The sequence below is a fragment of the Corallococcus aberystwythensis genome, assembly GCF_003612165.1.
GTDB classification, from domain to species: domain Bacteria; phylum Myxococcota; class Myxococcia; order Myxococcales; family Myxococcaceae; genus Corallococcus; species Corallococcus aberystwythensis.
In genome coordinates this window covers 1-12,184 of sequence record NZ_RAWK01000291.1, presented here as the reverse complement: position 1 = coordinate 12,184, position 12,184 = coordinate 1, and the positions used below count along the sequence as shown (strand labels likewise).

7 protein-coding genes and 1 pseudogene are annotated in these 12,184 nt (G+C 69.8%); 3 read left to right on the top strand and 5 right to left on the bottom strand.

Annotated features, from left to right (window positions below; genetic code table 11):
- The coding region (locus D7W81_RS34500) for an Hsp70 family protein (RefSeq protein ID WP_147445723.1) at positions 1-1,816 on the top strand (1,816 nt) is incomplete at its 5' end.
- Between the two features lie 10 nt (positions 1,817-1,826).
- On the top strand, positions 1,827-3,074 hold the full coding sequence (gene fliB, locus D7W81_RS34495; RefSeq protein ID WP_120559641.1) for a flagellin lysine-N-methylase: 1,248 nt from the start codon (positions 1,827-1,829) through the stop codon (positions 3,072-3,074).
- Between the two features lie 9 nt (positions 3,075-3,083).
- On the opposite strand, the pseudogene D7W81_RS34490 reads toward fliB, so the two are convergent.
- A pseudogene (locus tag D7W81_RS34490) lies at positions 3,084-3,647 on the bottom strand (DsbA family oxidoreductase); the annotation flags it as partial.
- A gap of 184 nt (positions 3,648-3,831) precedes the next feature.
- Here D7W81_RS34490 and D7W81_RS34485 point away from each other — a divergent pair.
- A complete protein-coding gene (locus D7W81_RS34485; protein WP_120559639.1) occupies positions 3,832-5,862 on the top strand; it encodes a S9 family peptidase in 2,031 nt (676 codons plus the stop codon).
- A 45-nt stretch (positions 5,863-5,907) separates the two neighbouring features.
- Here the strand turns inward: D7W81_RS34485 and D7W81_RS34480 are convergent, their stop codons facing one another.
- The 4 genes from D7W81_RS34480 to D7W81_RS34465 form a co-directional block, all read right to left on the bottom strand.
- The gene (locus tag D7W81_RS34480) at positions 5,908-6,186 is read right to left on the bottom strand and encodes a hypothetical protein (RefSeq protein ID WP_120559638.1); all 279 of its coding nucleotides are present in this window, start codon (positions 6,184-6,186) and stop codon (positions 5,908-5,910) included.
- Between the two features lie 78 nt (positions 6,187-6,264).
- Positions 6,265-7,002 carry a DUF4142 domain-containing protein gene (locus D7W81_RS34475; protein ID WP_120559637.1) on the bottom strand — a complete coding sequence of 246 codons (738 nt, stop codon included), beginning with the start codon at positions 7,000-7,002 and terminating at the stop codon, positions 6,265-6,267.
- Between the two features lie 332 nt (positions 7,003-7,334).
- Entirely contained in the window at positions 7,335-9,101 is a 1,767-nt protein-coding gene (locus D7W81_RS34470) for a peptidase MA family metallohydrolase (protein ID WP_244227620.1), read from the bottom strand.
- 8 nt (positions 9,102-9,109) lie between these two features.
- Positions 9,110-12,184: DUF4175 family protein (locus tag D7W81_RS34465; protein ID WP_306440931.1), on the bottom strand; the 3,075-nt coding region annotated here is incomplete at its 5' end.

Sequence of the window (12,184 nt, the reverse complement as noted above, 5' to 3'; positions counted from 1 at the left end):
GCCGAGCGTGCTTCCTCCCTCCGTGCGTCAGGCCCCGCCGGCCCCCGTCGCGCCGAGCGCCCCCGCGATGCTCGCGCCCGCCGCCGTGCCCACGACGCCCGCGCCGCCTCCGGCCCTGGACGCCAATGGCCAGGTGCGCCCCATCTACCTCACGCCGCCGCAGACACCGCTGACCGCCACGGGCCCCGTCATCGGCATCGACCTGGGCACCACCAACTCCTGCGTGGCGCTCCTGTCCAACGGCCGGCCCGTCGTGCTGCGCTCGCGCGAGGGCTACAACACCATCCCGTCCGTCATCTCGCTCAACGCGCAGAACAAGCTGCTCGTCAGCCACCGCGCGAAGAACCAGCTGGTCCTGCGGCCCACGCACACCATCTACGGCGCGAAGCGCCTGGTGGGCCGTCCCTACGACAGCGCCGTGGTGAAGCAGGTGCGCGAGCGCTTCCACTACGAAATCACCCCCGACGCCGCGGGCCGCGCCGCCGTGCGCCTGGGCAACGACGTGCTGTCGCTGGAAGAGGTGCAGGGCATCATCCTGCGCGAGTGCAAGGAGATGGCCGAGACCCACCTCAACCAGAAGGTGGAGCGCGCCGTGGTGACGGTGCCGGCCTACTACTCCGAGCCGCAGCGTGAAGCGGTCCGCAAGGCGGGCCACATGGCCGGCCTCAAGGTGGAGCGCATCCTCAACGAGCCCACGTCCGCGGCGCTCGCGTACGGCCTCAACCGCGAGCTCAACAAGAAGGTGCTCGTCTACGACCTGGGCGGCGGCACCTTCGACGCGACCATCCTGCGCATCGAGAAGAACGTCTTCGAGGTGCTGGGCACCGGCGGCGACATCTTCCTGGGCGGTATCGACTTCGACAACCTCATCGTCGACTTCCTCCTGGAGCGCTTCCAGGAGAAGGAGGGCATCGCGTTCAACGGAGACGGCATCGCCCTGTCGCGCGTGGCGGACGCCGCCGAGCGCGCGAAGATGGCGCTGTCCGAGCGCAGCACCTTTGAAGTCCACATCCCCATGTTGATGATGGACGACGGGGGCCGCCCCCGGGACCTGCGCGTGACGATGTCGCGCCAGGACCTGGAGAAGATCTGCGACCCGCTGCTCAACCGCACCATCGACGTGGTGCGCGACGTGCTCCTGGACGCCAAGCTGCGCGCCAACGAGGTGGACGACATCATCCTCGTGGGCGGCATGAGCCGCATGCCGCTGGTGCGCGACAAGCTCAAGGGCCTCTTCGGCAAGAACGCGCAGGCCAGCGTCAACGCGGACGAGGCCGTGGCACTGGGCGCGGCGCTGTACTCGGGCTCGGTGGACAAGGTGAGCAGCGTGGTGCTCATCGACGTGCTGCCCATGACCATTGGCGTGGCCATGCCCGGCGGCGGCTTCAAGCGCGTCGTCGAGCGCAACAGCCCGTTGCCCACGCAGCGCTCGTTCGCCATCAGCACGTCGCAGGACAACGAAGAGCGGATGGAGCTGTCCATCTTCCAGGGCGAGGACAACCACATCTCCGCCAACGAGTACCTGGGCACCGTGCGCATGGAAGGTCTGCCGCGCGGCCCCAAGGGCTCCGTGCGCGTGGCCGTGACGCTGAAGCTCGACTCTGAATGCGTGCTGCACGTGGAGGCGCGGGAGTACTCGACGCGCAAGGAAGTGAAGGCGACGCTCGCCACGCGCTACTCACCGGAGGAACTCCAGAAGCAGCTCCAGGTGAGCAAGGAGGCGGTGAGCGCCGCCGAGGAGCGCCGGGGCGCGGACCTCAAGGACCGCGCGGGCCGCTTCTGGGGGTTCGTGAAGAAGGCGCTGGGCCGCAAGTAGACTGGGAGCCATGACCGCCTCCGCCCCCCGCTACATGGCACGCTTCCGCTGCATCGCGGAAGCGTGCGAGGACACCTGCTGCGCGGGGCTCACGGTGCCCATCAGCGAGTCGCGCTGGAGCCTGCTGCGCCAGAAGGTCGCGGGCACACCGGACGAGGCGAGCGTCTCCGCGTTGATCACCCCCAACCCGGAGGACGACACGGGCCGGCAGGCGGGCATCCTGGGCAAGCGCGCGGACGGACACTGCGCCTTCCTGGACGAGGCGAAGCTCTGCTCGCTCCAGCGCCGGTACGGCGAAGCGGTGCTGCCGGACGGCTGCTCCGTCTTCCCGCGAGTCCTCACGCGCTGGGGCACGCGGGTGGAGATGGCCGGGTCGCTCGCGTGTCCGGAGACAGCGCGCCTGTGTCTGCTGACGGAGGACGCGCTGGTGCGCGAGCCCGTGCCCGAGGAACAGGCCCTGCGTCCGCAGGTGGCGCGGCAGGTGGCTGCGGGGGACGACGTGTGGACGGCCCACGCGGAAACCGTGCGCGAAGCGATGCTGCGGCTCCTGGAGCGCCGTGAAGTCCCATTCGCCGCGAGGCTGTACGCACTGGGCCGCATGGCGCTGGAACTGGGCGACTTCTACTTCCCGGGCACGACGGAAGGCGCGGACGGAGAGCGGCTCGCGGGCATCCTTCGCGAGTATGAATCCGCTGAAACCCTCGCGTCCCTGGGGGCGCAGCTCGAAGCGCTGGAGCTGCCCGGAGGCCCGTGGGCCGGCATCTGCGGCGCCGTGCTCCGCTCGCGCGAAGCCGCCGTGGGCAGTCCGCGCTTCCTCTCGCTCGTGCGCGACGTGCACGCGTCCTACGGCGGTCCGAACGCGAACCCGGATGAAGCGTGGCACCTCCACGCCACCCGGCGCTCCGCTCTGGATTCCCTGCATGGGGCGCGCGTGCACCAGTACTTCCTGCACCACGCGCTCAACCACGTCCTGCGCCACCCGTTCACCGAGGCCCCGAGCCTCCTGAACGCCATGTTCCTGCTCGTACTGCGCGCCTCCGTGGTGCGCTGGGTGCTGCTCGGGCATCCGGCCGTGGTGGCGCTGCTGGAGGCTCCCGGCACGCCCCAGGCCACGCTGGACGCCGCCGCCGTGGAGGCGTTCCAGGTCGTCGCCAAGCACGTGGAGCAGGCGCCCACGTTCCTGGACTTCGCGAAGGGGCTGGCCGGCGAAGGTCCGGAGACCTTCGCGCGGCTGCTCATCCTGGTGAAGGGCCTGTAGCGCCCGCGCTCAGCCCTGCTGCTTCGGCTTCGCGCCCAGCTGCTGCATGGCCTTCTGGAACGACGGGTACTCGTGCGCGCCCTGGATGGCCAGCTTGTCCCCCAGGATGAACGTGGGCACCGCGCGGATGCCCATCTCCTGGGCCTCGCGCACGGACTCCTCCACCACCTGCCGGTAGCGGCCCTCTTCCACGGCGCGCTGGAGCTCATCCGGATTCAACCCGGCCTCCACGCCCGCACCGCGCAGCGTGTCCCACTGCCAGAGGTCCTGACCTTCACTCCAGTAGCGCCGCAGGATGGCGGCCTGGAAGGGCTCCAGCCGGCCATTGGCGCGCGCGTACTCCGCCGCCTCGTGCGCACGGCGCGTGGACGGGATGATGTCCCGCTGCACCATGGTCAGCCCGGCCTTGGCGGCGCGGAGCTTCAACGGGTTGTTGGGGTCCTTCATCCCCTGGCGCACGTACTCGGGCAACGGCAGCCCTTCCGGAGGCGTCTCCGGGCGCAGGAAGTAGGGGTGCCACTCCACCTGGACGTCGTATTCCTTCTTCAGCTTCTCGACCTCACCGAGGCCGACGTAACACCAGGGTCAAACGAAGTCGGACCAGATGTGGACGACGATGGGTGCGCTCATGGGCTGAAGCTCTAGCACCGCGCGTCGGGGCCTTCCACCCCTTCCACCCACCCTGAATCCAGCGGTGGACAGCCCGCCCTCCCGGGGGCACGGTCCGGGTTCCACCTCTCCCTGGAGGAACCTCCCCGTGCCCCTGTCGCTCCTCGCGGCCCTGGCGCTCGGCGCCAACCCGGCGCCCGCGCCCCATCCGTTCAACCAGCAGGACCTGGTCACGCTGCGCCGGCTCAGCAGCCCGCGCGTCTCTCCCGATGGCCGTCAGGTCGCCTACGTCCTGCGCTCCACCGACATGGAGAAGAACCGCGGCCGCACCGACCTGTGGCTCGTCAACCTGGACGGCTCGGCGCCGCGCCAGCTCACCTCCCATCCGGACGGCGACAGCGACCCGGTCTGGGCCCCGGACGGCAAGAGCCTCTTCTTCCTGTCGTCGCGCGGCGGCTCCTCCCAGGTGTGGCGCCTGCCCGTGGACGGCGGTGAGCCGCTGCCCGTCACGAAGCTGCCGCAGGACGTGAACAGCTTCGTGCTGTCGCGCGACGGCCAGCAGCTCGCGGTGGCGCTGGACGTGCGCCCGGACTGCGCGGACCTGGCGTGCAACACCCAGCGCGCCGCGGAGGCCGAGAAGAAGAAGACCACCGGCCAGGCGTATGATCAGCTCTTCGCCCGCCACTGGGACACCTGGAAGGACGGCACGCGTTCGCACCTGTTCGTCGTCCCCGTGGCCGGCGGCACGGCCGTGGATGTGATGAAGGGCATGGACGCGGACGCGCCTGGCAAGCCCTTTGGCGGAGCGGAGGAGTTCACCTTCACCCCGGACGGCAAGGGCATCGTCTTCGCCGCGCGCGACGTGGGCCGCACCGAGTCGTGGTCCACCGACCTGGACCTGTTCCTCGCGCCCGTCGACGGCAAGACGAAGCCGCGCAAGCTCACGGAGAAGAACCGCGCCACGGACACCAGCCCCGTGTTCAGCCCGGACGGCAAGACGCTCGCGTACGTGGCCATGTCCCGCCCCGGCTACGAGGCCGACCGCTTCCGCGTCATCCTGCGCACGTGGCCGGGCGGCCAGGAGCGCGTGCTGACCCAGGACTGGGACCGCTCGGCCGGCTCGCTCGCGTGGAGCAAGGATGGCGCCACGCTCTACACCACCGCCAACGACGTGGGGCAGAACACCGTGTTCGCCCTGGACGTGGCCACCGGCAAGGCGCGCAGCCTCACCCAGGGCGGCAGCGCGGACGGCGCCCAGCCCGCGGCGGACGGCCAGGTCGTCTACGCGCTGGATGACCTGGACTCGCCCGCGGACCTGTACGCGATGAAGGCGGACGGCACCGGCACCCGTCAGCTCACCCAGGTGAACAAGGACGCGCTCGCGGGCCTGAAGTTCGGCGCCTTCGAGCAGTTCAACTTCCCGGGCTGGAACAACGAGACGGTGCACGGCTACGTCGTGAAGCCCGTGGACTTCGACCCGAAGCGCCAGTACCCGCTGGCCTTCCTCATCCACGGCGGGCCGCAGGGCAGCTTCGGCAACCACTTCCATTACCGGTGGAACCCGCAGGTGTACGCGGGCCGCGGCTACGTGGCGGTGATGATCGACTTCCACGGCTCCACCGGCTACGGCCAGGCCTTCACGGACTCCATCGCCGGGGACTGGGGCGGCAAGCCGCTGGAGGACCTGAAGAAGGGCGTGGACGCCGCGCTCCAGAAGTACCCCTTCATCCACAAGACGAAGCGGTGCGCGCTGGGCGGCAGCTACGGCGGCTACATGATCAACTGGATCGCCGGCAACTGGGCGGACGGCTTCCAGTGCCTCGTGAACCACGACGGCATCTTCGACGAGCGCGCCGCCTACTACGACACCGAGGAGCTGTGGTTCCCCGAGTGGGAGCACAAGGCGCTGCCGTGGGAGAAGCCGGAGTCGTATGAGAAGCACAACCCGGTGAACCACGTGGCGAAGTGGAAGACGCCCATGCTCGTCATCCACGGCGGCAAGGACTACCGCGTGGTGGACACGCAGGGCATCGCCACCTTCACCGCGCTCCAGCGCCGGGGCATCCCGTCCCGCTTCCTCTACTTCCCGGATGAGAACCACTGGGTGCTCAAGCCCCAGAACAGCATCCAGTGGCACGACGAGGTGCTGGGCTGGCTGGACCGCTGGACGCGCAAGTAGCGCGCGCCCGGCAAGGCGTCCCCTGGGGCCTTGAACCTCAGCGTTTCAGGGGATGCCGAAGCAGTCGTCGATGCAGCTGGCGATGACCTCCGCGCAGGTGCGGTCGGCGATGCACTCCGCGCACTCCGCGGTGCGCTCGCGGCGCTCGTCCTGCTCGCTCTCCTTCTCGTCCTCCCAGGCGCCAATCTTGTCGGCGCAGGTGCCGGCGTTGAGGTCGGAGTCGAAGCACTCCTTGCGGTACTCGCAGATGGCGTCCGCGTTGTTGGAACAGCCGGTGAGCAGCAGGACGGAGACACAGGAAGCCAAAGCAATCAGTCGTGACATGGCGCGGCATCATGCACATGAAAACGCCTCCCGGGAATGGACTTCCCAGGAGGCGTCGGGTGCTTCAACGCGGCTGCATTACTTCGTCTTCGTCGCACCGCCCGTGGTGCCGGTGGAGCCGCCCATGGTGCCGCTCGGCGTGGCGCCGCCCATGGAGCCGTGGTTCATGGTGCCGCCCATGCTGCCGGAGCCGCCCACGCCCATGGTCTGGGGCAGCTTGCCCAGCGTCTGGTAGGCCATGTCGCGGTGCTTGGGCAGCTCCTGGGAGAGCTGGGTCAGCATGGTGGTCATCTCCGCGGGGGCGGCGGTCATGCCCTGCTTCGCGGCCATCACCTTGCCAATGGCCTCGTCATGGGCGCCGACCTGGTTGGCCATGTAACACGAGTCGAACGGCATGCCCTTGAGGGTCTGGAGCTTCTCCATGTGCGCCTTGTCGGCGGCCATGGCCTTCTTCTCCATGTCGTTGGCGGGCTTGGGCATCTCCGCCAGCTTCAGGTTCTGCGTCTTCGCAAAGTCCATGACCTGCTTGTCCGCGGCCGTGTGCGAGTCGATCATCATCTGCGCGTAGCTCTTCACGTCCGGGTTCTCCGAGCTCTTCTGCGCGAGCTCGGCCTGCTTGATCTCCGACTGGTTGATGTAGTGCAGGCGCTCCAGGAAGGCCTTCGGGTCCGTGGGGGCCATGAAGCCCTTGAACTCGGCCATGCCCTTGGCGGCGGGCGCGGGCTTCGTGGTGGCGGGCGCGGCGCTCTGGGCCATCGAGACACCGCCGGTGAAGAGGACCGCGGCGAGGGTGACTCCGTGCAGGGTGCGCTTCATTGGGTGCTGCTCCTTTTCAAGGCCTCGCAAACCGAGGCGGGACAAATCGGTGGACCGGACACACCCGGGTCCGCGCGGCGCACCTTGGAGCAGCGCGCGACAGGGAACCCAGGCGGTGGGAGGGCGGACGTGCGCCAATTCACGTTGCGTGCGCGGTCCGGTACGCCAGTGGACAGCGCCACTGACCCCGGGACCGGGCGCGAACGTTCAGCACCACACGGCTGTCTGGGAACGCCATCCCGTCCTCCTTGTGCCCGGAAAGCTAGGCATCCCGTGAGGGCGGGAAGGGAACGGAGGCCTTGCCCCGGCTGGCTGGCTGCCGGGGAGGAGGGCTACTTCGCGGGTTGCGGCGCCGGGGCCGGCTTCGGTGCCGGAGCCGGCTTCGGGGCGTCGGGCGTGCCGGCGGGGACGTTCTTCGTCTCCGACAGCTCGTCCTCGGCGCGCAGGAACGCCTGGGCGGCGCGGTCCACGTCGTCGGGCTTGAGGCCCGTGAGGTTGGCGGCGGCCCCGCGCGTGCGCGATGCGAGCGCCGTCTCCCCCAGCGCGCCGTGGATGCGCGTGAGGGCGACATGGATTTCGGGGTCGAAGGGGTCGGAGGCCAGCGCCTCCAGGTACGCCGTCTTCGCCTTCGGGTAGTCCTTGCGGAACAGCAGGATGCGGCCCAGGTGCACGTTGGTGGAGGGCGAGCCCGGGTGCATGCGCAGGGAGCCGCGCAGCACGGACTCCGCCTCGTCCAACCGGCGCAGCTCCAGCAGCGCGAGCGCGAACTTGTTGGAGACGGACTCGTACTTGTCGCCCACCAGCTTGTGCGCCCGCGCGTACTCCTCCGCGGCGGCCTTCACGCGGTTGCGCTCGCGAAGGACCTCCCCCAGGTGCGCGAACTTGCGCGCGGGCACTTCCGTCACCTCGGCGAAGCCGCCGAAGGAGATTTCACGCCCCTTCTTCTCGCTGTCCTTCTTCTCGCCCTTGGCGTCCTCCTTGAGCACCACGCGGTCGTCGCGCGGCACCAGCTCCTGGGGGAAGGGCTGCTTCTTCACGTAGGTCAGCCACGTCTTCTCGAAGAGGGGGAAGGGCATGCCCGTGGCCGCCTCCACCGCCTTCTTGTCCGGCTGGCCCGCCTTCAGCTCCTGCAGGAGGGTGCGCAGGCCCGCGGTGCCCTTGGTGCCGTGGATGTAGTCGATGGCGTAGAACACCTCCGCGAACGCGGTGGCCGCGTCCTCCGCCGTGGGCAGCATGGCGATGGAGGGGTGCATCTTCTCGAAGGGGATGAGCTTGTCCTCCTTCACGCGCTTGCCCAGCAGGGCCTGCGTGGAGGGCGTCATGGCCAGGCCGCCCTTGCCGCGCCAGCGCGACTCCAGGAACTTGGCCAGGCCTTCGTGCAGCCAGATGGGCACGGTGTTGTGGGACATCTGGCTGACCACCAGGTGCACGTACTCGTGCGCCAGCGTGTCCTGCCAGTCGTAGCCCTGCGCCACGGCCTTGGGGCTCGTGACCATCAGCTTGTTGAACTTGCAGATGGCGATGGTGCCCGTGGTGCGGATCTGCTTCTCCGTCAGGGTGCTGACGCGGGACAGCTCGCGCGCGTTGTTCACCACCTCCACGCGCACCTTGCCCGGCGGCGTCCAGCCCAGGTCCTGCGCGAGCGCGCGGTGGATGGCCTCCAGCGTCTCCAGCGCGTAGGGCACCAGCACCTCTTCCTTGCCCTTGGGGTAGAAGAAGATGAAGTGCTCGGACTCCGCGCGCTGGTGGTCCTTGACGATGGCGCGCGTGTCCTTGGCGAGCCGCAGGTAGCTGCCCGGCTTGTCCTCGATGTTGGCGCCTTCCAGCAGCGTCACCGCGTCGTCGTACTGGCCCTCCTCGAAGGCCACGCGCCCCTGGAAGTACTTCAGCGGCTCCAATTCGGACGGCACGCGCTGCTCGACCTCCGCCAGCTCGCGGCGGGCGCCTCCCACGTCCCAGTCATCCAGCGACTGCTCCACCTTGCCCAGCCGCTGCTTCACCTCTTCCTTGAGGGCGGCGTCGGGCGGCTGCGCGAAGGCCGTGGGGATGGCGAGGAGCAGGGCGCACAGGACGCTCAGGCCGGGGATGGACGTGTGCATGCGGCGGCTCACTTCACCAGCTCCTCGTAGTAGCGCTTCACCTGCTCGCGGTACTTCTCCGGCGCACCCTGCTTCATCGCGTCCAGCAGGTCCTTGCGGAACTCGCGCGGCGCCTGGAAGGCGTCTTCATCCGGCAGCTCCACCTTGTCCTGCGGGTTGCGGCCGTTGCCCTCCTGGCGGCGGCCGGAGCCCATGGGCATGGGCAGCCCGCGGCCTCCCTTGCGGCCCTGCTGGCTCTGCTGCATCTGCTGCTGGAAGCGCTTGAGGCCTTCCATGGCGGCCTGCTGTTCGCCATAGCCGCGGCCCGGGTCCTTGCCCTGCATGCGCTGGGACGCCTCGCCCATGCGCTGGCCAATCTCATCCATCTGCTGGCCGGCCTCTTCACCGAACAGCGGCGCCGTCTGCTCCATGTCCTCCATCTGCTGGCGCAGGCCCTGCGCGCGCTGCTCCAGCTGCTGCTGACGCTGGCCCAGCTGCTGGAGCTGCTGCTTCTCCTGCTGCGACAACTGCGAGCCCGGAGGAGGGAAGAGGTTCTGCAGCTGCTGGCTCACGTCCGACACGTCGCGCGCGTCCTTCTTGAGCTGCTCCGCGAGCTTCGCGGACTGCTGACGCACCTCCGGCGGGTTGCCGAACATCTCATCCAGCTGGCGCTGCTGCTCGCCCATGCTGGACAGCTGGCGCGCGGCGTCTTCCGCGCGGGCGGCGGATTCCGCGGCCAGGTCGAAGTCGTCCACCTTGAGCGCGTTCTCCACGTTGCGCAGCTCGGACTGGGCCTCCTCCAGCGGGCGGGCCGCGCGGCTGTTGAGGCGGCCTGGATCGAGCTTCTGGTAGTGCTCCTGCACCTGCTGCACCTTGCGCGCGAGCTCGTCCTTGAGGGCCTGGCCCTTCTCCTTGAGCCGGTCGCGGTTCTGGTTGCGGGCCTGGTCGCGCAGGGAGCGCGTCTGCTCCGCGACCTTCTGCTGCTCGTCCATGGTGCCCTGCAGGTCGTCCATGAACTTGCCGAACTTCTCCGCCAGCTCCGGGTACTGCTCCGCGCCGAAGTCCTCCTGGGACTTGTCCATGGACTCGAGCATCTCGTCCATCTGCATGCCCAGCTCCTGGAGCTTCGCCAGGGCCTCGTCCGACTTGCCCTCCTGCATCAGGCGCTCGACTTCGTCCATGGCGCCCTGCATGTCCTCCTGCTGCATCATCTCCGACAGCGCCTCGGCGTTGAGGTGCTCGTCGCGGATGCCCTTGCGCAGCTCGGCCATGCGCTGCATCAGCTCCTGGATGCGCGACTTGAGCTGTTGGATCTGCTGCATCACCTGTTCGCGCGCGGCTTCGTCCGGGTTGGCCTTGAACTGTTCGATGAGGCGCGACAGGTCGCGGCGCTCGTTGGCCAGCTGCTTCGTCAACTCCTGGAGCGCCTCCAGCTTCTGCCGGTCCAGGAGCGACTCCAGGTAGAGGATATCGCGCTCCAGGCCCTCGATTTCGTCCTCCACCACGGCGGTGAGCCGGGTGCCGGTGCCCCAGTCCTCGCCGCGCGCGCGCTGGGTGCGCAGGTACAGGCGGCGGAAGTCGGCGGTGGTGCCCACGCTGCGCTTGAGCTCCCCGCCGATGTTCAGGAGCGCGGAGACAATCTCCTTGGGCACGTCCTTCTCACGCGACAGCTCCGCGCCCTGGGCGCGGAAGTCGTCCGCGAGCTGCTGGCCGCTGGTGTCCGTGGACTTCGCGGTCTCCACCGCCTGCGCGTCCTTCTGCTTCGCGCGGTCGGGGCCCTCCAGGCGGTCCGCCAGGTGGTCCACGAGCCGGCCCCACAGGACCTCGGCCTTCTCCAGGGCGGCGCGGCGGTGCTCGGCGGCGCTGTAGACGCGCAGGGTCTGCGTGCGGCTGACGCCCTTCTTGGGGCCCTCCACCGCGTCGTTGTCCCTGGCCTCCACGTAGTAGGTGATGCGGTCACCGGGGGCGGGCTTGAGCGGGCCCAGGTCCCAGTTGAAGGTGCCCCGGCTGCGGCGGCTGTCCTCGCGCGGCAGGTTCACGCGCGTCTCCTGCTTCGCGCCGGGCATGCGGAACACCAGCGCCAGGCCGGACAGGCCGTAGTCGTCGTTGGCCTCGTACTTGAGCGTCACCGTCTGGCCGGGGTCGACTTCAATCTCCGAGGACGGCGTGAGCAGCGTCACCTGGGGGGACTTGTCCGCCTCCACGGTGAGGGCGATGTCCGGGCCCACCGCGAGCGGCTTCGCGCGCGAGGCGTAGAAGACGAAGTGGTAGTGGCCGCCCTGCTTCGCGATGAAGCTGCCGGTGAGCTCGCGGCCGCCGGTGACGGTGAGGGGCAGGGTCTGGCCGTTGACGACGACCTCCGCGCGCTCGACGGGGCGGTCCGAGCGCGTCTTCAGCACGACCTCCGTCCCGGCGGGTGCGCTGACCTCGCCGTTGGTGCCGGGCACGGTGCGCGGCGCGAGGCCGGTGTAGGCGGGGTAGCGGTAGGTGAGCTCGATGTCGCCGGTGATGGGCTCCACCTGCGCGGCGGTCTCCGGGCGCGCGGCCTGTTCACGCAGGTGCTTCCAGCCCGCGGCCCACCGGCCGCCCACGAAGAACATCAGCACCGCGAGCAGCAGCACCGCGCCGCCGGACGCCAGGGCCACGCGGCGCAGCGGCTGGCGGTCCACCACGAGCCCCGGGTCCACCGTGCGGGCCCGCTCGTCCATCTGCCGCAGGAACGCGTCCGCGAGCTGGGGGGACCAGCCCGCCTCGTCACGGCGCTCGCGCGACAGCTCCACCGCGGCGAGCACGTCCAGCGACAGCTCCGGGCGGCGCTGGCCCACGAGCCGGGCGGTGAGCAGGTCGTCGCCCACCTGCCGGCGCGCGAGCACGACGCCGAAGAAGCCCGCCACCGCCGCGCCCACCGGCAGGGCGAGCCACGGGAGGAACCGCGCGAACCCCGGCGCCACCCGGCCCAGGAGGCCCGTGGCGAACAGGAGCACGAGGGCCGTGACGGTGCCCAGGAGGAGGCCCTGGGCCCAGAGCTGGCGGCGCTGTCGGGCGCGCACCTGGGCGAGCAGGTCCGCCACGCCGCCGGAGCGCGCTTCCGGCCGGGCCTGGGG

Excerpts from the sequence above, each read along its gene's own strand:
- D7W81_RS34470 (WP_244227620.1), bottom strand. The coding sequence starts at position 9,101 with ATGCACACGTCCATCCCCGGCCTGAGCGTCCTGTGCGCCCTGCTCCTC.
- fliB (WP_120559641.1), top strand. The coding sequence starts at position 1,827 with ATGACCGCCTCCGCCCCCCGCTACATGGCACGCTTCCGCTGCATCGCG.
- D7W81_RS34475 (WP_120559637.1), bottom strand. The coding sequence starts at position 7,002 with ATGAAGCGCACCCTGCACGGAGTCACCCTCGCCGCGGTCCTCTTCACC.
- D7W81_RS34480 (WP_120559638.1), bottom strand. The coding sequence starts at position 6,186 with ATGTCACGACTGATTGCTTTGGCTTCCTGTGTCTCCGTCCTGCTGCTC.